The organism is Pseudomonas sp. No.21 (genome assembly GCF_054558415.1).
Genome location: NZ_BAAJNO010000002.1, coordinates 305,783 through 326,862, shown reverse-complemented (window position 1 = coordinate 326,862; position 21,080 = coordinate 305,783). Strand labels below are relative to the sequence as shown.

Genomic DNA, 21,080 nt, shown 5'->3' with positions numbered 1-21,080 from the left:
TGTGAGTGAGTTGATCCGCGTACCCGATATCGGCGGCGAAGGCGAAGTGATCGAGATCCTGGTCAAGGTCGGCGACCGCGTCGAAGCCGACCAGAGCCTGGTCACCCTGGAATCCGACAAGGCCAGCATGGAAGTCCCCTCGCCCAAGGCCGGCGTGGTGAAGAGCCTGAAGGTTAAGATCGGCGACCGCCTCAAGGAAGGCGACGACCTGATCGAACTGGACGTCGAGGGCGCCGCTGCTGCGGCACCCGCGCCCCAGGCTCCGGCCGCTGCGCCCAAGGAACAAGAGCAGCCCGCCGCGGCGCCGGCACCCGCTGCCGCCGCCACCACTGAAAGCGTCCAGGACGTGCACGTCCCGGACATCGGTTCCGACAGCAAGGCCAAGGTGATCGAGATCCTGGTCAAGGCCGGCGATCGCGTCGAAGCCGACCAGAGCCTGATCACCCTGGAGTCCGACAAGGCCAGCATGGAGATCCCCTCGCCCGCCGCCGGCGTGGTCGAGAGCGTCGTGGTCACGCTGGATGCCGAAGTCGGCACCGGCGACCTGATCATCAAGCTGCGCACCGCAGGCGCCGCCCCGGCCGCCGCCAAGGCTGCCGAAGCACCTGCCGCCGCACCGGCTCCGGCCCCCGCTGCCGCCCCGGCCGCTCCGGCTGTCGAAGCCGTGCAGGACGTCCACGTCCCGGACATCGGCTCCGACAGCAAGGCCAAGGTGATCGAGATCCTGGTCAAGGCCGGCGATCGCGTCGAAGCCGACCAGAGCCTGATCACCCTGGAATCCGACAAGGCCAGCATGGAGATCCCCTCGCCCGCCGCCGGCGTGGTCGAGAGCGTCGTGGTCAAGCTGGATGCCGAAGTCGGCACCGGCGACCTGATCCTCAAGCTGCGCACCGCAAGCGCCGCCCCGGCTGCCGCACCAGCACCCGCCGCGCAGGACAGCCAGCCGGTGCATCGCGTACCAGCGGGCGCCAGCCCGGCCGTGGCCGCCGAAGTCAACGCCATCGCCTCGCTGTCGGCCGCCGCCGCCGGCAGCCCCGGCGCACCGGCGCGCTCCGACGGCGCCAAGGTCCATGCCGGCCCGGCCGTGCGCCAGCTGGCCCGCGAGTTCGGCGTCGAGCTGGGCGCGGTCACTGCCACCGGCCCGCACGGTCGTGTGCTCAAGGAAGACGTGCAGGCCTATGTCAAGGCCGTGATGCAGAAGTCCAAGGACGCCCCGGCAGCCGCCGCGGGTGCTACCGCTGGCGCCGGCATCCCGCCGATCCCCACCGTCGACTTCAGCAAGTTCGGTGAGATCGAGGAAGTGGCGATGACCCGCCTGATGCAGGTCGGCGCTGCCAACCTGCACCGCAGCTGGCTCAACGTCCCCCACGTGACCCAGTTCGACTCCTCCGACATCACCGAGCTGGAAGCCTTCCGCGTCGCCCAGAAAGCCGTCGCCGAGAAAGCCGGCGTCAAGCTGACCGTGCTGCCGCTGCTGCTCAAGGCCTGCGCCTACCTGCTCAAGGAAATGCCGGACTTCAACAGCTCCCTCGCCCCCAGCGGCAAGGCGTTGATCCGCAAGAAGTACGTGCACATCGGCTTCGCCGTGGACACCCCGGACGGCCTGCTGGTCCCGGTGATCCGCAACGTCGACCAGAAGAGCCTGCTGCAACTGGCTGCCGAAGCCGCCGCCCTGGCCGAAAAGGCCCGGACCAAGAAGCTCTCGGCGGACGACATGCAAGGCGCCTGCTTCACCATCTCCAGCCTCGGCCACATTGGCGGCAACGGCTTCACGCCGATCGTCAACGCGCCGGAAGTGGCGATCCTCGGCGTGTCCAAGGCCACCATCCAGCCGGTATGGGACGGCAAGGCCTTCCAGCCGCGCCTGATGCTGCCGCTGTCGCTGTCCTACGACCACCGTGTGATCAACGGTGCCGCCGCCGCGCGCTTCACCAAGCGCCTGGGTGACGTGTTGGCGGATATCCGCACCATGCTGCTGTAAACCTTTGCTTCATCGCGAGCACGCCACGCTCGCACCTCGACCCCGCCCCTTTAGGCGGGGTTTTTTTTGCCCTGGATTCACGCAAGGACACGCCTGCCGACGCAAAGGCCCGGTCCTGCGGTGGCCCGCATCGCGTCATCGAAGGAAGGAGGGAGGGAGGAGGGAGGAGGGAGAGGCGGAACCCACCCGCACCGGCAGGTGGGTCCGGTTGCAGCCGGGTCAGCCCTTCTGCAGGTTGCGGATCAGGAAGCTGAACGCCTTGGCCAACTGCCCGGCACCGTCCAGGTCACGCACGATGGTCAGCATCGGCTCGCTGGAGCCCGGCACGTTGAGCACACAGGCCTGGCCCTCGCGCGGGCAGGCATAGCTGATGCTCGGATCGACGCCGAACACCGGCAGCAGCCGGTTGCGCACCGCGACGCCGGTCCCCGTCGTGGCCCGGATTTCCTCGCGCAGCATCAGCTCACCCGGCCGCGCCAGGCTCACCTGGTACTGCAGGTCACGCCGATCACTGGAGCCGACCTGGTAACCGGCGCTTAGGGCATAGGTCTTCAGCAGCGCATTGGTGTGCGCGAACAGCGCCTTGCGCTCGTCATCGGTCAGGTAGAGACGCTTGATCTCGGCCAGGTAGCGGGTCTGCTCAGCGCTGCTGAGAACCGGCTCCGAACCGGCCGCCGAGACCGGTGATAAAAAAAACATACCGCACAGCACCAAAGCCCCACCAAGTTGTCTTGTCAGCCCCATCCGCATGATGCACCCTTGCCCGACGCCATATTAAGAAGTGGGCCGAGGCCCGACTCGGTCAGCATACTGGAACCCCCCCGCCCGATGAAAAGCCATCCCGATGCCGCCAGCCGTACGGTGGCCGAGGTTGTGACGCAGTTGCCAGTCCCTTCGCGGCTTGGCCTCATGCGTTTCGAGCGGATCAACGAGGCCAGCTGGGCGCTGCTGTTCCTCGACCCCAATTGCGAACGCCATATCGGCATGCCGGCCACCGAGCTCTGCGCCCTGGTCGGCTCCCCCTACGCCAGCCTGATGTCCCCCGAAGCCCGCTACCGCCTTCACGACGAAATCCAGCGCCAGCTGGCCGGCGGTGCCAGCTACCAGGTGCAGTACAGCCTGCACACGACCGACGGCGTGCGCACCATCCTCGAGCTCGGCGAAGCCTTCCAGCAGCACGGCCGCAGCCTGCTTCGCGGCTACCTGCTGCCGGTGGATGCCGAGGATGCCGAAGCGGGTGAAGACACCGACCAGCGCCTCAGCGAACTGGAAGCCCAGAACACCCGCCTCAAGAGCTCCCTGGACCTCTATCAGCGCTCCCAGGAAGACCACCTGCAACACCTGATCCGCTCCCGCGCGCAGCAGAGCCTGATCGTGCGCCTGGCCCGCCACCGCTACGGTGCCGGCGACCCCGCCCTGGAGGCGGCCAAGCTGATCACCCAGGCCGCCTGCGAAGCCTACGAAGTGTCCCGCGCGTCCCTGTGGATGTTCGACGACGACCTGTTGCGCGCCATCAACCTCTACCGGCGCGACCAGGACCACCACGAACACCCGGACGCCATCGACGTCAGCCGCTACCCGCAGTACCTCGAAGCCCTGCACAGCGGGCGCGCCATCGACGCCCACAATGCCCAGCGCGACCCCCGCACCAGCGAGCTGGCGGACGACTACCTCAAGCCCCAGGGCATCGTCGCCCTGCTCGATGCCAGCGTGCGCATCGGCGGCGATGTGGTCGGCGTGCTGTGCCTGGAGCACACCGGCGGCCAGCGCGTCTGGCAGACCGACGAGATCGCCTTCGCCGGCGAGTTGGCCGACCAGTTCGCCCAGGTCCTGGTCAACCAGCAGCGCCTCGACGCCACCAACGCCCTGCACCTGTTCCAGCGCGCCGTCGAGCAGAGCGCCAGCGCCTTCCTGCTGGTGGACCGCGACGGCCTGGTGGAGTACGTCAACCCCAGCTTCACCGCCATCACCCAGTACAGCTCGGATGAAGTCCATGGCCGCCGCCTGTCCGACCTGCCGGCCCTGGAGAACCTCAGCGACCTGCTGTTCGACGCCCGCTCCAGCCTCTCCACCAGCAACAGCTGGCAGGGCGAGTTCCGCAGCCGGCGCAAGAACCTGGAGCCCTACTGGGGCCAGTTGTCCATCTCCAAGGTGTTCGGCGAGAACGGCGAGCTGACGCACTACATCGGCATCTACGAGGACGTCACCCACAACAAGCTGGCCCAGCAGCGCATCGAGAAGCTGGCCTACACCGACAACCTCACCGGGCTGGGCAACCGCCCGTACTTCATCCGCAGCCTGGAGGAGCGCTTCCAGAGCGACCTCGAATCGCCCCTCTGCCTGCTGCTGGTGGACATCGACAACTTCAAGCGCATCAACGACAGCCTCGGCCACCAGACCGGCGACAAGCTCCTGGTCAGCCTCGCCCGCCGCCTGCGCAACACCCTCGGCCAGGGCGACATCCTCGCGCGCTTCGCCAGCAACGAGTTCGCCGTGCTGCTCGACGGCGCCGACCTGGAAAGCGGGCAGAGAACCGCCGGGCAGATCCTCCACACCCTCGACAAGCCGCTGTTCGTCGACAACCAGCTGATCAGCGTCACCGGCTCCCTCGGCCTCGCCTGCGCACCGCAGCACGGGCGCGACCCGCAGACCCTGATGAAGCACGCCGGCCTCGCCCTGCACAAAGCCAAGGCCAACGGCAAGCACCAGCTGCAGCTGTTCACCGAAACCCTCAATGCCGAGGCCAGCTACAAGCTGTTCGTCGAGAACAACCTGCGCCGCGCCCTGGCGCAGAACGAGCTGGAAGTCTTCTACCAGCCCAAGCTCTGCCTCAAGACCGGGCAACTGCTGGGCATGGAGGCGCTGCTGCGCTGGCAGCACCCGGAGCGCGGCATGATCCGCCCCGACCAGTTCATCAGCGTCGCCGAGGAAACCGGGATGATCATCCCCATCGGCAAGTGGGTGATCCGCGAAGCCTGCCGCATGAGCCGACGCCTCAGCGCCTCGGGCATGGGCGATGTGCAGGTGGCGATCAACCTCTCGCCCAAGCAGTTCAGCGACCCGGACCTGGTGGGCTCCATCGCCGCCATCCTCCACGAGGAGCAACTGCCCCCGGGGCTGCTGGAACTGGAGCTGACCGAAGGCCTGCTGCTGGAAGCGACCGACGACACCAAGCACCAGCTCAACCGCCTCAAGACCCTCGGCCTGACCCTGGCCATGGACGACTTCGGCACCGGCTACTCCTCCCTCAGCTACCTGAAGAAGTTCCCGATCGACGTCATCAAGATCGACCGCAGCTTCATCAAGGACATCCCCGATAACCAGGACGACATGGAAATCACCTCGGCGGTGATCGCCATGGCCCACAACCTCAAGCTCAAGGTCGTCGCCGAAGGCATCGAGAGCGCCCAGCAGCTGGCCTTCCTCCGCCGCCAGCGCTGCGATGTCGGCCAGGGCTACCTGTTCGACCAGCCCATCCCCGGGCACCTGCTGGTGGAAAGCCTGCGCCGCTACCCCTGCCGCCCGCAGCCCTGAGCCCTGAGCCCTGAGCCCTGAGCCCTGAGCCTGCTGTAACATCGGCCATTCCCGCAGGTCTATCGACCAGCCAGCCGCCCTTCGAGGAGAACGCCATGGTCCTGCGCTCGCAGATCCTTGCCCACAAAATCGAGCTGCCCACCGCGGCACAGGCATTGCCCGGCCGCGAATCGCCGATGCCGGTTCCCGATGCCCACTACGTCAATGGCCGCCCCCTGCAGGCGCCCTTCCCCGCCCACCTGCAACAGGCGGTGTTCGGCCTCGGCTGCTTCTGGGGCGCCGAGCGCCGTTTCTGGCAACAGGAAGGCGTCTGGACCACTGCGGTCGGCTACGCCGGCGGCCACACCCCGAACCCGACCTACGACGAAGTCTGCTCCGGCCTCACCGGGCACACCGAGGTCGTCCTGGTGGTATTCGACCCGCAGGTGATCAGCTACGAGAAACTGCTCTCGGTGTTCTGGGAAGCCCACAACCCGACCCAGGGCATGCGCCAGGGCAACGACATCGGCACCCAGTACCGCTCGGCCATCTACTGCAGCGACGCCACCCAGCTGGAAGCCGCCAGGGCCAGCGAAGCACGCTTCCAGGCCGAATTGAGCAAATCCGGCTTCGGCGCCATCACCACCGAGATCGACGAAATGCCGCCCTTCTATTACGCCGAGGCGTACCACCAGCAGTACCTGGCGAAGAATCCGGGGGGTTATTGCGGGTTGGGGGGGACGGGGGTTTGTATGCCGGTTTAGAGCTTGAGGCTGGAAGCTTGAAGCTGGAAGAAGGAGCGCCGGCCTGAGGCCTCTGGCTTCCGGCTTCAAGCTTCAAGCTTCAAGCTTCAAGCTTCAAGCTTCAAGCTTCAAGCTTCAAGCTTCAAGCTATCAACTGTCCGCAATAATCCAGTCCAACCGCCAACCACCCTGGCTCTGCGCAAGCTTGTCGCTCAGCCAGGGCAGCAGCTGGCGCAGTTCCTCTTCGATTCCCCACGGCGGGTTGGCGATGGCCAGGCCCGAGCCGTTGAGGCCGAGGGCGTTGTCCGCCGGGTGCACCATCAGCTCCACGCGCAGCAGCTTGGGCGCGCCGGAGGCCTCCAGGCCCTGGTAGAAGCGCTTGAGCTGGCGCTGGTCCTTGATCGGGTACCAGATCGCCACGACCGTCTGGCGCATGCGGCCGATGGCTTCCTTTAGCGCGGTGACGCAGCGCTCCAACTCGTCTGCTTTCTCGAAGGGCGGGTCGATCAGCATCAGCGCGCGCTTCTCCGCCGTCGGCAGCAGGGCCCGGGGCAGGTGCCAGCCTTCGCCCAGGTGAACGGCAACGCGGCGGTCGCCGGCCATGTTCTCCTTCAGCGCCTGGCCGTCTTCCGGGTGCTTCTCGTTCAGGTGCAGGCGGTCCTGCGGGCGGGTCAGCCGGCGAGCCAGTTCGGGGGAGCCGGGGTAATGACGAAGCTCGCCCTCCGGGTTCAGCGCCTGCAGCACGCCGAGGTAATCCACCATCAGCGCCGGCAGGTCGGGCTGGCCCCAGAGCCGGCCGATGCCCTCCTCCCATTCCCCGGTGCGGCTGGCCTGGTCGCCGGCCAGGTCGTAGAGGCCGACGCCGGCATGGCTGTCGAGGTAGGCGAAGGGCGCCTCCTTGCGCGACAGCAGGGCGATCAGGCGGGCCAGGGTCAGGTGTTTGAGCACATCGGCATGGTTGCCGGCATGAAAGGCGTGACGGTAGTTCATGGTGTGGGAATCCTCGCGAGGCGCGCAGTTTACCAGCCGCGACGCTGGCCGGGTTTTGCCGCTTTATCACCCTTATGGATGTTGCTAGGCGACCTTCATTCACCGATCTAGACTCCGGCCATCCAACCGGAGATCCGACATGTCCGAGACCCTGCTCAGTTCCCGCAACCTGGCCTTCGAACTCTACGAAGTGCTGGACGCCGAAGCCCTGACCCAGCGCGAGCGCTTCGCCGATCACAACCGCGAAACCTTCGACGCCGCCATCGGCACCGCCCGCAGCATCGCCGAGAAATACTTCGCCCCGCACAACCGCAAGGGCGACGAGATCGAGCCGGAATACCACGACGGCGCCGCCACGCTGATCCCGGAAGTGAAACCCGCCGTGGACGCCTTCCTCGAAGCCGGCTTCCTCAACGCCACCCGCAGCTTCGAGCAGGGTGGCATGCAGTTGCCTACCCTGCTGTCCCAGGCCTGCTTCGCCCACTTCCAGTCGGCCAACGTCGGCAGCTCGGCCTACCCCTTCCTCACCATGGGCGCGGCCAACCTGATCGAGAGCTTCGGCAGCGACGAGCAGAAGCAGCGCTTCCTGCAGCCGATGATCGAGGGCCGTTTCTTCGGCACCATGGCGCTCACCGAGCCCCACGCCGGCTCCTCGCTGTCGGACATCCGCACCCGCGCCGAACCGGCCGGCGACGGCACCTACCGCATCAAGGGCAACAAGATCTTCATCTCCGGCGGCGACCACCCGCTGTCGGACAACATCGTGCACATGGTGCTGGCCAAGCTGCCGGACGCCCCGCCCGGGGTGAAAGGCATCTCGCTGTTCATCGTGCCCAAGTTCCTGGTCAACGACGACGGCTCCCTCGGCAAGCGCAACGACGTGATCCTCGCCGGCCTGTTCCACAAGATGGGCTACCGCGGCACCACCTCCACCGCGCTGAACTTCGGCGACAACGGCGACTGCGTCGGCTACCTGGTGGGCAAGCCCCACGCCGGCCTTTCCTACATGTTCCAGATGATGAACGAGGCCCGCATCGGCGTCGGCATGGGCGCGGTGATGCTCGGCTACGCCGGCTACCTCTACTCCCTGGAATACGCCCGCGAGCGCCCGCAAGGCCGCCTGCCCGATGGCAAGGACCCGACCAGCGCCCAGGTGGCGATCATCGAGCACGCCGACGTGCGCCGCATGCTGCTGACCCAGAAGGCCTACGTGGAAGGCGCCTTCGACCTGGGCCTGTACGCCGCGCGCCTGTTCGACGACACCCAGACCCTCGCCACCGAGCAAGAGCGCAAGCAGGCCCATGAACTACTCGACCTGCTCACCCCCATCGTCAAGTCCTGGCCCTCGGAGTTCTGCCTCAAGGCCAACGAGCTGGCGGTGCAGATCCTCGGCGGCCACGGCTACACCCGCGAATACCCGGTGGAGCAGTACTACCGCGACAATCGCCTCAACCCCATCCACGAAGGCACCCACGGCATCCAGTCGCTGGACCTGCTGGGGCGCAAGGTGGCGCAGAATAACGGCGCCGGCCTCAAGCAACTGACCCGCCTGATCAACGACACCTGCCAGCGCGCCGCCGCCCATGGCTCCCTCGACGCCCTGCGCCAGCCGCTGGAGCAGGCCGTCGCGCGCCTCTCCGCCGTGACCCTGGCACTGCTCGGCGACCTGATGCAGGGCAAGGTCAACCAGGCCCTGGCCAACTCCGCGCTCTACCTCAACGCCTTCGGCCACGCGGTGATCGGCTGGCGCTGGCTGGAGCAGGCGATCCGCGCCGAGGAAGGCCTGGCCAGCGGCAACCCCGCCGACGCCGACTTCTACAAGGGCAAGCTGCAGGCCGCGCGCTACTTCCTCACCTGGGAAGTGCCGAGCGTCCATCACGCCCTGGCCATCCTCGAGGCCCGCGACGACACCTGCCTGGAGATGCGCGACGCCTGGTTCTGATTCCAACGCTTTCAGGGTTTCCCTGCCCCGCGCACATGCGGGGCTTTTTTTGCCCGCGTCGCGCTGCGCCACCGACGACGGTGCAAGGGGGGACGCGTCATCCCCGCGAACGCGGGGACCCACTGGAACGCCCATCGGTATCGTCCCTTCTCCCTCGGCAAAGCGGGCTCGGAGAACATCCTGACCGCCTGGTCGATTCCATGAACGGACGGCTCGGCTGCGGTCGAAAAAACCTGAGGATTTCTACCGATCAGCGCTTGCGGCGCGTTGCGGGTAGCAGGTTAGAATCCAGCTGGCATGCACGCTGCATGCATCCCTCCAGCGTCACCCCCCGACATCGTTACCAGGAGCTTCAATACGTGGATGCAGCCACCATCAATAGCCTGTTCCTGATCGGCGCGTTGCTGGTCGGCGCAAGCATTCTGGTGAGCTCGGTTTCCTCGCGCCTGGGCATCCCCATCCTGGTCATCATCCTTGCCGTCGGCATGGTCGCCGGCATCGACGGCCCGGGCGGGATCGGCTTCAGCAACTACCCGCTGGCCTACCTGGTGGGCAACCTGGCGCTGGCCATCATCCTGCTCGACGGCGGCCTGCGCACGCGGGTCTCCAGCTTCCGCGTGGCCTTGTGGCCGGCGCTGTCGCTGGCCACGGTCGGCGTGCTGATCACCACCGGGCTGACCGGCATGGCCGCCGCCTGGCTGTTCGACCTGGACGTCATGCAGGGCCTGCTGATCGGCGCCATCGTCGGCTCCACCGACGCCGCGGCGGTGTTCTCCCTGCTCGGCGGCAAGGGCCTCAACGAACGGGTCACCGCCACCCTGGAGATCGAATCCGGCAGCAACGACCCGATGGCGGTGTTCCTCACCGTCACCCTGATCGACATGCTGGCCAAGGGGCAGACCGAGATCAGCCTGTCCTTCCTCGGCCACCTGGTCAGCGAGTTCGGCATCGGCGCGCTGCTCGGCCTCTCCGGTGGCTGGCTGCTGCTGCAACTGATCAACCGCATCAACCTGCCCAACGGCCTCTATCCCCTGCTGGTGGTGAGCGGCGGCCTGCTGGTGTTCGCCCTCACCAACTTCCTGCACGGCAGCGGCATCCTCGCCGCCTACCTTTGCGGCCTGGTGCTGGGCAACCGGCCGATCCGCTCGCGGCACAGCATCCTGCACATGCTCGACGGCATGGCCTGGCTGGCGCAGATCGGCATGTTCCTCGTGCTCGGCCTGCTGGTCACGCCCCACGACCTGCTGCCCATCGCCGTCCCCGCCCTGGGCCTGGCGCTGTGGATGATCCTCTTCGCCCGCCCGCTGTCGGTGATGATCGGGCTGATCCCCTTCCGTGCCTTCCACGACCGCGAGAAGGCCTTCATCGCCTGGGTCGGCCTGCGCGGCGCGGTGCCGATCATCCTCGCGGTGTTCCCGATGATGGCCGGCCTGCCCCATTCGCAGCTGTACTTCAACCTGGCCTTCTTCATCGTCCTCGTGTCCCTGCTGCTGCAGGGCGCCAGCCTGCCACTCGCGGCCAGGCTGCTGCGGGTGACGGTGCCGCCGGAGCCGGCGCCCATCTCCCGCGCCGGGCTGGAGATCCACCCCACCAGCGAGTGGGAGCTGTTCGTCTACCGCCTGGGCGCGGAGAAGTGGTGCATCGGCGCCGCCCTGCGCGAACTGAAGATGCCCGAAGGCACCCGCATCGCCGCCCTGTTCCGTGGCACCGAGCTGCTCCACCCCTCGGGCTCCACCGTGCTGGAGGCCGGCGACATCCTCTGCGTGATCGGCCACGAGCATGATCTTCCCGCCCTCGGCAAGCTGTTCAGCCAGGCGCCCCAGCGCGGCCTGGACCTGCGCTTCTTCGGCGACTTCGTCCTCGAAGGCGACGCCCAGCTGTCCGCCGTCGCCTCGCTCTACGGCCTGAAGCTGGAGGACATCGATGGCAGCCAGCCGCTGGGACGCTTCATCGCCCACGAGATCGGCGGCGAGCCCATCGTCGGCGACCAGGTGGAATGGAACGGCCTGACCTGGACCGTGGCCCTGATGGAAGGGAACAAGGTGCGCAAGGTGGGCGTCAAATTCCCCGAAGGTCATGGCCGTCCAGGCCCCGGACTGTTCCTCTGAAGGCGCGGCACATCCCAGCACGGGGCCGCGTCCTGACATATCATCAACCGCACTTTTTCCAGAGCCGCCCCACGCGACCATGTCTTTTTTGCGCCCTCTCCTCGCCGCCGCCCTCATCGGCTTCTGCCTCGGTGCCACGCCCGTGCATGCCGCCGAACCACCGACCAGCGCCAAGGTCCAGCAGAGCCTGGACAACCTCGCCAGCCGCAAGCTGGCGGAAGCCGACCAGAAGGCCGTGCAGCAGGTGCTGGAGCAGACGCTCACCCAGCTGAGCAACCAGGCCGACAGCGAGAAACGCCTGGCCGACCTCAAGCGCCAGCTCAACGATGCACCGCGCCAGATCGCCGACGCCCAGCGTGAATTCACCCGCCTGAAGGCCAGCAAACCGGTCGATGTCGGCGAGCGCTACGGCAAATACTCCCTGGCCCAGCTCGACCAGTTGCTCAACCAGCGCAGCAGCCAGCTGGCCGGCTGGCAGAAGGACCTGGCCGAGGCCAACAGCCTGATCATCACCGCGCAGACCCGTCCCGAGCGCGCCCAGGCCGAGATCAGCAGCAACCAGGTGCGCACCCAGCAGCTCAACGCCATCCTCAAGGTCGGCAAGGACACCGGCAAGGTGATCACCGACGAGCAGCGCGACCAGTACAACGCCGAGCTGGCCGCCCTCGACGCCCAGACCCAGCTGCGCCGCCAGGAGCTGGCCGGCAACAGCCTGCTGCAGGACCTGGGCAACAGCCGCCGCGACCTGCTGGTCGAGCGCATCCACCGCCTGGAGCAGGAAACCCAGGCCCTGCAGTCGCTGATCAACGACAAGCGCCGGGAAAGCTCCGAGCAGACGGTGGCCGAACTCTCCCGCGAGGCGCAGAAGGCCACCCCCGACAGCCTGCTGGCGGCCGAAAGCTCCACCAACCTCAAGCTCTCCGACTACCTGCTGCGTTCCACCGACCGCCTCAACGAGCTGACCCAGCAGAACCTGCAGACCCGCCAGCAGCTGGACACCCTCAACCAGGCCGACCAGGCGCTGGAAGAGCAGATCAGCGTGCTCAAGGGCAGCCTGCTGCTGTCGAAGATCCTCTACCAGCAGAAGCAGGCCCTGCCGCACCTGAAGCTCGACGGCGACCTGGCCGACGAGATCGCCGACATCCGCCTCTACCAGTTCGAGCTCAGCCAGCAGCGCGACAAGCTCAACAACCCCCAGGCCTACGTCGACGACCTGCTGTCGCGCCAGCCCGCCGACCAGGTGACGCCGGAGCTGCGCGCCACCCTGCTCGACCTGGCCACCACCCGCACCGAACTGTTCGACCGCCTGAGCCGCGAGCTCAACGCCCTGCTCAACGAGTCCATCACCCTGCAGCTCAACCAGAAGCAGCTGCAGAGCACCTCCCAGGCGCTGCGCGCGACCCTGGAGGAGCAGATGTTCTGGATCCCCAGCAACAAGCCGCTGGACCTCGCCTGGCTGAAAAGCGCACCGCACTACCTCAAGCGCCAGCTGATGGACGTGCCCTGGGGCTCGGGCGTGGCCGAGCTGGGTGAAGGCCTGGTCGACCGTCCCTGGCTGTTCATCCCCCTGCTGCTGATGATCGGCGCGCTGTTGTGGCGCCGCAGCTGGCTCTACGAGAAGCTCACCGAGCTGCACCAGGACATCGGCCACTACAAGCGCGACAGCCAGATGCACACGCCCCTGGCACTGCTGCTGAACATTCTCCTGGCGATGCCGGTGACGCTGTTCCTCGCCCTCTGTGGCCTGGCCCTGCAGATCGACGCCCGCGGCCAGAACGCCACCCTCGGCGCCGCGCTGATGGAGATGGCCCAGGCCTGGCTGGTGTTCTACACCCTCTACCGCATCCTCGCCCCGGGCGGCGTCGCCGAGCTGCACTTCCGCTGGCCGCGCCCGCAGGTGGCGCTGCTGAGCAAGCAGATCCGCCGTCTCGGCATGGTGGTGATGGCCCTGGTGGCCGTGGTCACCGTGGCCGAGCACCAGCCCCAGGCCCTGGCCGAGGACGTCATCGGCATCATCGTCGTCATCACCTGCTACGCCCTGATGGCCCTGGTGCTGAGCAACCTGCTGCTGGCCGAGCCGATGCGCGAGCACACCTCGCCCTTCCGCTTCCTCATCGGCCTGGGCTTCACCCTGCTGCCGCTGGTGTTCATCGTCGCCGTCGGCTTCGGCTACTACTACACCTCGCTCAAGCTCACCGACCGCCTGATCAACACCCTCTACCTGCTGATCCTCACCCTGATCATCGAGGCCGCCTTCGTCCGCGGCCTGGCCGTCGCCGCCCGGCGCCTGGCCTACGCCCGCGCGCTGGCCAAGCGCCAGGCGCAGACCAAGGAGAACGCCGAAGGCGAGGAAGTGGCGGTGGAAGAGCCGACCCTGGACATCGAGCAGGTCAACCAGCAGTCCCTGCGCCTGATCCGCCTGGCCCTGCTCGGCGTCTTCATCGCCTCGATGTACCTGGTCTGGGCCGACCTGATCAGCGTCTTCGCCTACCTCGACGAAGTGACGCTCTACCAGTACGCCACCGGCACCGGCGCCGCCGCCACCCAGGTGCCCATCAGCCTGCTGGACGTGCTCGGCGCGCTGATCATCGCCGGCATCACCGCCGCGCTCGCACGCAACCTGCCGGGCCTCCTGGAAGTGCTGGTGCTGTCGCGCCTGAATCTGGCCCAGGGCAGTGCCTACGCCACCACCACGTTGCTCTCCTACGCCATCGCCGGCATCGGTTTCGTCAGCGCCCTGTCCACCCTCGGGGTCAGCTGGGACAAGCTGCAGTGGCTGGTGGCCGCGCTCTCGGTGGGTATCGGCTTCGGCATGCAGGCGATCTTCGCCAACTTCATCTCCGGCCTGATCCTGCTGTTCGAGCGCCCGGTGCGCATCGGCGACCTGGTGACCATCGGCACCGTCACCGGCACGGTGAACCGGATCCGCATCCGCGCCACCCACATCACCGACAGCGACCGCAAGGAAGTCATCGTTCCCAACCAGACCTTCCTCACCAGCCAGTTGATCAACTGGACGCTGACCGACACCGTCACGCGCATCGTGCTGGTCTACAACGTCAACCGCGGCGCCGACCTGGAGCTGGTGCGCAAGCTGCTGCTGCAAGCCACCCAGGAGAACACCCGCGTGCTGCGCGACCCGGCCCCCAACGTGCAGCTGAAGACCTACGGCGCCAGCACCCTGGAACACGAGCTGAAGATCTACGTGCGCGAACTGGGCGACCGGGGCCTGGCCACGGACGAGCTGAACCGGCGCATCGACCAGCTGTTCCAGGAGCACGGCATCAACATCTCCTCGGTGCCGAAGATGGACGTCATCCTCAGCCGCAAGAGCGTCGAGCACGCCCCCGCCGAGGAACAGGCGGCCGACGCCGCCGAAGAGCGCGCCAAGTAAGCCACCGCCACGCGGGGACCACCCATCCCCGCGATTTCCCCCGGCCCCGGCCGCGTGACAAGCTGAGCCCATGAAAAAACTCGACGACCTGCAGTTCGACAACCGCTTCGCCCGCCTGGGCGACGCCTTCTCCATCGAAGTCCTGCCCGACCCGCTGGACGACCCGCACCTGGTGGTGGCGAGCCCGGCGGCGATGGCCCTGCTCGACCTCGACCCGGCGCAAGCCGAGGAGCCCGTGTTCGCCGAGCTGTTCGCCGGGCACACGCTCTGGTCCGACGCCGCCCCGCGCGCCATGGTCTATTCCGGGCACCAGTTCGGCAGCTACAACCCGCGCCTGGGCGACGGCCGCGGCCTGCTGCTGGGCGAGGTGGTCAACCAGGCCGGCGAGCACTGGGACCTGCACCTCAAGGGCGCCGGCCAGACCCCCTACTCGCGCATGGGCGACGGCCGCGCGGTGCTGCGCAGCTCGATCCGCGAGTTCCTTGCCAGCGAGCACCTGCACGCCCTGGGCATCCCCAGCAGCCGCGCGCTGTGCGTCACCGGCTCCAGCACCCCGGTGTACCGCGAGAAGAAGGAGACCGGCGCCATGGTCCTGCGCCTGGCGCCGAGCCACGTGCGCTTCGGCCACTTCGAATACTTCTACTACACCCGCCAGCACGAGCAGTTGAAGACCCTCGGCGAGCACGTGCTGGCCTGCCATTTCCCCGAGTGCCTGGAGGCCGAGGAGCCCTGGCTGGCGATGTTCCGCGAAATCATCGAGCGCAACGCCGGGATGATCGCCCGCTGGCAGGCCTACGGCTTCTGCCACGGGGTGATGAACACCGACAACATGTCGATCCTCGGCATCACCTTCGACTACGGCCCCTACGCCTTCCTCGACGACTTCGACGCCAACCACATCTGCAACCACTCCGACGACAGCGGGCGCTACAGCTTCAGCAACCAGGTGCCCATCGCCCACTGGAACCTCGCCGCCCTGGCCCAGGCGCTGACGCCCCACATCGCCGTGGACGCCCTGCGCGAGGCGCTGGAGCTGTTCCTGCCGCTGTACCAGGCGGCCTGGCTGGACCTGATGCGCCGCCGCCTGGGCCTCACCCGCGCCGAAGAGGGCGACGAGGCCCTGGTGCAGCGCCTGCTGCAACTGATGCAGACCAGCGCGGTGGACTACACGCTGTTCTTCCGCCGCCTCGGCGAGACCACGCCCGAACAGGCGGTCGCGGTGCTGCGCGACGAGTTCGTCGACCTCGCCGGCTTCGATGCCTGGGCGGCGCAGTACGTGGAACGCGCCACCGGCGAAGGCGACGACCAGGACGCCCGCCGCCAGCGCATGCACGCGGTGAACCCGAAGTACATCCTGCGCAACTACCTGGCCCAGCGCGCCATCGAGGCCGCCGAGCAGGGCGACTTCGCCGAGGTGCGCCAGCTGCACGCCGTGCTCGCACGCCCCTTCGACGAGCAGCCCGGCATGGAGCGCTACGCCGAGCGGCCCCCGGAGTGGGGCAAGCACCTGGAGATCAGCTGCTCCTCCTGAGCCCCAGCGCGCGGCGAGGCCCTCAGCGCGCCAGCCCCTCCACCTGCTCCAGCCGCTGCAGCAGGTAGGGGAAGAAGGGATTGGACGTCGCCCGTTGCAGGGCGTCCATGTTCATCACCAGCACCCCGCGCTCACCCCGCAGCGACAGGTTGCCCAGGTGGATGCCGAAGTCGTCCGCCGCATCGGGGTGGCGGCCGTAGAGCCCGTCGCTGTCGGGGAACGGCAGCGCCACGTGGGACAGCGAGAACAGCTCGCGCGGGAAGGCCATGTCCAGGGGCCGGACCCACTCCTCGCGGCCACCGGCCTCGATCACCCGCTCGACCACCTCCCGGCTGCTCGCCGTGGCGTTGGTGATCACCGCCGTGCGATAGGCACGCGGTGGCGGCGGCAACAGCCGCGCCAGCGCCAGGCTGGCGTCCGGGCGCAACAGCGGGCCGAAGTCCACCGAGCGATTGATGTCGAACAGCACCAGCTCGCTGCCGTTGTCCGGGACCAGACGATAGAGCGACGCCACCACCGCCGAGGTGCTCACGGTCGCATCCACCACCGACTGGAAGGTCAGCAGCGGCGGCAGGCCCCGCAACCCGTCGCGCCGCGAGGCGCTCAGCAGCTGCTCCTGCAGCGCGGCGGTGAGCTGGTAGGACTGGCGCGCGCCGTTGACCGGGAAGGAGTTGTACTTGAAGGGGTTGTACTCGGGCAGCAGGTCGAGCCAGGCCGCCTTGGCGAAGGCCGGGAACACCGCCGGCAGGCCCGCCAGCCCGGCGAAACGCGCGTAGCCGGCGACCCCCAGCATGGGCGAGAGCAGCACCAGGCGTTCGGCACGCGGCAGGGACGGGTCCTCCAGCGCATCCAGCGAATATTTCAACGCCAGCGCACCGCCGTTGGAATAGCCCACCAGCCGCAACGGCCGCTGCGCCCCCACCAGCCGCCGGGCCTCGCGCATGGCCAGGCGGGTGGCGGCCAGCCACTGTTCCCAGCTCACGTCGGTCAGCGCCGCCGGCACCGTGCCGTGCCCGGGCAGGCGCAGGCCGAGCACCACAAAGCCCGCCTGGCGGTAACGCAGCGCCAGGTGGCGCAGGCTGTAGGGCGAATCGGTGAGGCCGTGCAGCATCACCACCGCGCCCACCGGCTCGCCTTCGGGACGCAGCACATAGGAGCGATTCCAGTCCTGGCGGAAACGGCCGGGGTACAGCGGGCTGCCCGGGAAATAGCGGTTGGCCGGCACCTGCTCCTCGGCGTCCAGCTGCTCGCTGACCTGTGCACGCACCTGCTCGAAGACGCGCGCCTCGGCGTTCATCCAGGCGCTCCAGTCGGCCTGGTCGAGCTCGCGCTCGTCGAGTTCCTCCGGCACGAACCTGTGCCAGGGCTCGAGTGTCGGCTCGCCCTGGATGTCCAGCACCCGCACGGCGAACACCAGTGACAGCGCCAAGGCCAGCAGCAGCGCGCCCCGGCCCGCCCACCGGATGATCCCAGCCCGCATCGTTCCCGCTCCGTCATGCCCCATGGTTCAGCCTTCGGCCAGCATCCAGCGCAGGCCCATGCGCACATGCTGCTCGGTGCTGTCCACCAGGGGCAGCGGTGAGTCGCAGCCCTCCAGCAGCAGGCCGATCTCGGTGCAGCCGAGGATCGCCGCCTGGGCACCCGCGGCTTGCAGCTGGCGCAGCTGGTCGAGGTAGAACGCCCGCGCCTCGGGGAGGAAGCGGCCCAGGCACAGCTCCTGGAAGATCACCCGGTCGATCTCCGCCATCGCCGTGGCGTCGGGCACCTGTACCTGGATGCCGAAACGCTCGTCCAGGCGCCGCCGGTAGAAATCCTCCTGCATGGTGAAGCGCGTGCCCAGCAGCGCCGCCCGCCCGCAGCCCAGCGCCTGCAGGGCCTCGCCCACACCATCGCCGATATGCAGCAGGGGGATGTCCACCGCCGCCTCGATCGCCGCCGCGACCTTGTGCATGGTGTTGGTGGCCAGCAGCAGGGCACCGGCGCCGGCGCGCTCCAATCCTTGCGCGGCGGCGGCCAGTTGGTGCCCGGCCTCGTCCCAGCCGCCGGACTTCTGCAGCGCGGCGATGCCGGCGAAATCCACCGAGTGCAGCAGCAACGGCGCCGAATGCAGGCCGCCGAGCTGGTCACGCACGCCCTCGTTGAGCAGCCGGTAGTAGCTCAGGGTCGACTCCCAGCTCATGCCGCCCAGTACACCCAATGTCCTCATCGCCACCTCTGCGCCAAAAGATCAAATCCTAGCCCAGCATCCCGGGGCGCCGGGCATACAGTTGCCGGGCAATCGGTGCGTACAGCCCCACGCTCGAGCGCCGCTGCGCACCGCCTCCGTCCAACAAAATTGGAATATGAACCTGCGGAAATCTTCTTAGACTCTCTAAGCAAAGCCGCTTATCTTCGCCGCCTGCTTATTCCGGCCTGTTCTACCACCCACTGTCAGGCGCCGTACCCCGCATGAAGATCCGCAACCTCGACCTCAGCCAGAGCCCGATCAACACCGAGCACGAGGCACTGGGCATTCCTCCCGTCGAGGATTTCGTCAGTCACCCCGACAACCATCCGGTGCTGCGCGCCGCGATGTGGTTCGCCGTGCTGGTGCTGGTCAGCCTGCTGGGCTTCCTCGCCTGGCGCCTGTTCTTCGGCGACCACGGCGGTGCCACCGGCCTGGACATCATCGAGCGTACCCTGAGCAGCCCGACCTTCTGGAGCGCCGTGGCCGTGGGCTTCCTCGCCCAGGTGGTCGATGGCGCGCTGGGCATGGCCTACGGCATCACCGCGACCACCTTCCTGCTCACCGCCGGCGCCTCGCCAGCGGCGGCCAGCGCCAGCGTGCACATCGCCGAAGTCTTCACCACCGGCCTCTCCGGCATCTCCCACGTGAAGCTGGGCAACGTCAACAAGTCCCTGTTCCTGCGCCTGCTGGTGCCGGGCATCATCGGCGCCGTGCTCGGCGCGGTGCTGATCACCACCTTCGACGGTGCCGCGCTCAAGCCCTTCATTTCCGCCTACCTGCTGCTGATGGGCCTGTACATCCTCAGCAAGGCCTACCGCCATGTGGCCCAGCGCCGGGCGCCGAAGCACGTGGCCAAGCTGGCCCTGTTCGGCGGTTTCGTCGACGCCGCCGGCGGCGGTGGCTGGGGCCCGGTGGTCACCAGCAGCCTGCTGGGCTCGGGCAGCGACCCGCGCACCACCATCGGCTCGGTGAACTTCGCCGAGTTCTTCCTGACCATTTCCAGCGCCACCTCCTTCATCCTCCTGGCCGGTGAGCTGAACACCTGGATGCTGGTGGCCGGGCTGGTCTTCGGCGGCCTGTTCGCGGCGCCCTTCGCCGCCATGCTGTGCAAGAAGCTGCCGGCGCGCACCCTGCTGACCCTGGTCGGCACCCTGATCACCCTGATCAGCGCCTTCAACATCTACATGGCCCTGCGCTGATCGGGCGGTTCTAGCCACCGAACTTTTCGGTCTAGCCGCGCCAGCCGCTGATTGCTCCAGGTCATTGACCGCACCCCTTCCGCTTTCACATGCTGCGCTCCTTCATCAGCCCCGAAGGAACGCAGCCACAATGAAACCGGAAACCCTCGCCATCCACGCCGGCTACAGCCCCGACCCGACCACGCGTGCGGTGGCGGTACCGATCTACCAGACCACCTCCTACGCCTTCGACGACACCCAGCACGGCGCCGACCTGTTCGACCTCAAGGTGCCCGGCAACATCTACACCCGCATCATGAACCCCACCAACGACGTGCTGGAGAAGCGCATCGCCGCGCTCGAAGGCGGCGTCGGCGCCCTGGCCGTGGCCTCGGGCATGGCCGCCATCACCTACGCCATCCAGACCGTCGCCGAAGCCGGCGACAACATCGTCTCGGTGGCCAAGCTCTACGGCGGCACCTACAACCTCTTCGCCCACACCCTGCCGCGCTCCGGCATCCAGGTACGCTTCGCCGCCCACGACGACATCGCCGCCCTGGAAGCACTGATCGACGAACGCACCAAGGCGGTGTTCTGCGAATCCATCGGCAACCCGGCGGGCAACATCATCGACCTCGCCGCCCTGGCCGCCGCCGCGCACCGCCATGGCGTGCCGCTGATCGTCGACAACACCGTGGCCACGCCCATCCTCTGCCGCCCCTTCGAACACGGCGCGGACATCGTCGTGCACTCGCTGACCAAGTACATCGGCGGCCATGGCAACAGCATCGGCGGCATCGTCGTCGACTCCGGGAAGTTCCCCTGGGCCGAAAACAAGGCGCGTTTCCCGCTGCTCAACACCCCGGACGCCTCCTACCACGGCGTGACCTACACCGAAGCCTTCGGCCCTGCAGCCTTCATCGGCCGCTGCCGCGTGGTGCCGCTGCGCAACATGGGCGCGGCGCTGTCGCCGTTCAACGCCTTCCTCATCCTCCAGGGGCTGGAAACCCTGCCCCTGCGCATGGAGCGCCACACCGAGAACGCGCTGAAGGTCGCCCACTTCCTCCAGGCCCACCCGCAGGTGGCCTGGGTGAAATACGCCGGCCTGCCGGACCACCCCGAGCACGAACTGGCCCAGCGCTACACGGCGGGCAAGCCGGCGGCGATCCTGTCCTTCGGCATCGTCGGCGGCGCGGAAGCCGGCGCACGCTTCATCGACGCGCTGAAGCTGGTGGTGCGCCTGGTGAACATCGGCGACGCCAAGTCCCTGGCCTGCCACCCGGCCTCCACCACCCACCGCCAGCTCAACGACGAGGAGCTGGAGAAGGCCGGCGTGCCGCGCGACATGGTGCGCCTGTCCATCGGCATCGAGCACATCGACGACATCCTCGCCGACCTCAGCCAGTCCCTCGAGGCCGCGCGGGGCTGATGCCCAGGGGTTGATATTCGGCGGGTCGGCTCCAGATCAGGGGA

13 protein-coding genes are annotated in these 21,080 nt (G+C 67.8%); 9 read left to right on the top strand and 4 right to left on the bottom strand.

Features of this window, described 5'->3' with window-relative positions; translation table 11 throughout:
- Position 1 precedes the first annotated feature (1 nt).
- Positions 2 to 1,981 (top strand): dihydrolipoyllysine-residue acetyltransferase, encoded by a 1,980-nt coding sequence (gene aceF / locus ACYJSS_RS04215; protein ID WP_236204335.1) that lies wholly within the window; start codon positions 2 to 4, stop codon positions 1,979 to 1,981.
- Positions 1,982 to 2,200: 219 nt separating this feature from the next.
- Here aceF and ACYJSS_RS04210 read toward each other — a convergent pair whose 3' ends face one another.
- Positions 2,201 to 2,680, bottom strand: coding sequence for a hypothetical protein (locus ACYJSS_RS04210; protein ID WP_236204336.1), 480 nt, complete (start codon positions 2,678 to 2,680; stop codon positions 2,201 to 2,203).
- Between the two features lie 129 nt (positions 2,681 to 2,809).
- Between ACYJSS_RS04210 and ACYJSS_RS04205 the strand changes: the two genes are divergently transcribed.
- Both ACYJSS_RS04205 and msrA read left to right on the top strand, forming a co-directional pair.
- Positions 2,810 to 5,515: a putative bifunctional diguanylate cyclase/phosphodiesterase gene (locus tag ACYJSS_RS04205; protein WP_236204337.1), complete on the top strand. Its 2,706-nt coding sequence runs from the start codon at positions 2,810 to 2,812 to the stop codon at positions 5,513 to 5,515.
- Between the two features lie 95 nt (positions 5,516 to 5,610).
- Positions 5,611 to 6,258 carry a peptide-methionine (S)-S-oxide reductase MsrA gene (msrA, locus tag ACYJSS_RS04200; protein ID WP_236204338.1) on the top strand — a complete coding sequence of 216 codons (648 nt, stop codon included), beginning with the start codon at positions 5,611 to 5,613 and terminating at the stop codon, positions 6,256 to 6,258.
- Between the two features lie 129 nt (positions 6,259 to 6,387).
- On the opposite strand, the gene ACYJSS_RS04195 is transcribed toward msrA, so the two are convergent.
- Positions 6,388 to 7,227: a 23S rRNA (adenine(2030)-N(6))-methyltransferase RlmJ gene (locus ACYJSS_RS04195; RefSeq protein ID WP_111259821.1), complete on the bottom strand. Its 840-nt coding sequence runs from the start codon at positions 7,225 to 7,227 to the stop codon at positions 6,388 to 6,390.
- A 139-nt stretch (positions 7,228 to 7,366) separates the two neighbouring features.
- On the opposite strand from ACYJSS_RS04195, the gene ACYJSS_RS04190 reads away from it, so the two are divergent.
- The 4 genes from ACYJSS_RS04190 (at position 7,367) to selO (ending at position 16,202) form a co-directional block, all read left to right on the top strand.
- Positions 7,367 to 9,169: an acyl-CoA dehydrogenase gene (locus ACYJSS_RS04190; RefSeq protein ID WP_236204339.1), complete on the top strand. Its 1,803-nt coding sequence runs from the start codon at positions 7,367 to 7,369 to the stop codon at positions 9,167 to 9,169.
- 359 nt (positions 9,170 to 9,528) lie between these two features.
- A complete protein-coding gene (locus ACYJSS_RS04185; protein WP_111259819.1) occupies positions 9,529 to 11,277 on the top strand; it encodes a potassium/proton antiporter in 1,749 nt (582 codons plus the stop codon).
- A 79-nt stretch (positions 11,278 to 11,356) separates the two neighbouring features.
- Entirely contained in the window at positions 11,357 to 14,671 is a 3,315-nt protein-coding gene (gene mscK / locus ACYJSS_RS04180; RefSeq protein WP_111259818.1) for a mechanosensitive channel MscK, read from the top strand.
- Positions 14,672 to 14,741: 70 nt separating this feature from the next.
- Positions 14,742 to 16,202 (top strand): protein adenylyltransferase SelO, encoded by a 1,461-nt coding sequence (gene selO / locus ACYJSS_RS04175; protein ID WP_111259817.1) that lies wholly within the window; start codon positions 14,742 to 14,744, stop codon positions 16,200 to 16,202.
- 22 nt (positions 16,203 to 16,224) lie between these two features.
- On the opposite strand, the gene ACYJSS_RS04170 is transcribed toward selO, so the two are convergent.
- Both ACYJSS_RS04170 and ACYJSS_RS04165 read right to left on the bottom strand, forming a co-directional pair.
- Positions 16,225 to 17,682, bottom strand: coding sequence for an alpha/beta hydrolase (locus tag ACYJSS_RS04170; protein ID WP_111259816.1), 1,458 nt, complete (start codon positions 17,680 to 17,682; stop codon positions 16,225 to 16,227).
- A gap of 27 nt (positions 17,683 to 17,709) precedes the next feature.
- Positions 17,710 to 18,408, bottom strand: coding sequence for an aspartate/glutamate racemase family protein (locus ACYJSS_RS04165; protein ID WP_111259815.1), 699 nt, complete (start codon positions 18,406 to 18,408; stop codon positions 17,710 to 17,712).
- 242 nt (positions 18,409 to 18,650) lie between these two features.
- Here ACYJSS_RS04165 and ACYJSS_RS04160 point away from each other — a divergent pair, with 242 nt between their 5' ends.
- Entirely contained in the window at positions 18,651 to 19,628 is a 978-nt protein-coding gene (locus ACYJSS_RS04160) for a sulfite exporter TauE/SafE family protein (protein WP_111259814.1), read from the top strand.
- 130 nt (positions 19,629 to 19,758) lie between these two features.
- A complete protein-coding gene (locus ACYJSS_RS04155) occupies positions 19,759 to 21,036 on the top strand; it encodes a bifunctional O-acetylhomoserine aminocarboxypropyltransferase/cysteine synthase (RefSeq protein WP_111259813.1) in 1,278 nt (425 codons plus the stop codon).
- The last annotated feature ends 44 nt before the right edge of the window (positions 21,037 to 21,080 follow it).

Coding starts and splice junctions, on each gene's coding strand:
- mscK (WP_111259818.1), top strand. CDS start 11,357: ATGTCTTTTTTGCGCCCTCTCCTCGCCGCCGCCCTCATCGGCTTCTGC.
- ACYJSS_RS04190 (WP_236204339.1), top strand. CDS start 7,367: ATGTCCGAGACCCTGCTCAGTTCCCGCAACCTGGCCTTCGAACTCTAC.
- msrA (WP_236204338.1), top strand. CDS start 5,611: ATGGTCCTGCGCTCGCAGATCCTTGCCCACAAAATCGAGCTGCCCACC.
- ACYJSS_RS04205 (WP_236204337.1), top strand. CDS start 2,810: ATGAAAAGCCATCCCGATGCCGCCAGCCGTACGGTGGCCGAGGTTGTG.
- ACYJSS_RS04210 (WP_236204336.1), bottom strand. CDS start 2,680: ATGTTTTTTTTATCACCGGTCTCGGCGGCCGGTTCGGAGCCGGTTCTC.
- ACYJSS_RS04155 (WP_111259813.1), top strand. CDS start 19,759: ATGAAACCGGAAACCCTCGCCATCCACGCCGGCTACAGCCCCGACCCG.
- selO (WP_111259817.1), top strand. CDS start 14,742: ATGAAAAAACTCGACGACCTGCAGTTCGACAACCGCTTCGCCCGCCTG.
- ACYJSS_RS04165 (WP_111259815.1), bottom strand. CDS start 18,408: ATGAGGACATTGGGTGTACTGGGCGGCATGAGCTGGGAGTCGACCCTG.
- ACYJSS_RS04170 (WP_111259816.1), bottom strand. CDS start 17,682: ATGCGGGCTGGGATCATCCGGTGGGCGGGCCGGGGCGCGCTGCTGCTG.
- ACYJSS_RS04160 (WP_111259814.1), top strand. CDS start 18,651: ATGAAGATCCGCAACCTCGACCTCAGCCAGAGCCCGATCAACACCGAG.
- ACYJSS_RS04195 (WP_111259821.1), bottom strand. CDS start 7,227: ATGAACTACCGTCACGCCTTTCATGCCGGCAACCATGCCGATGTGCTC.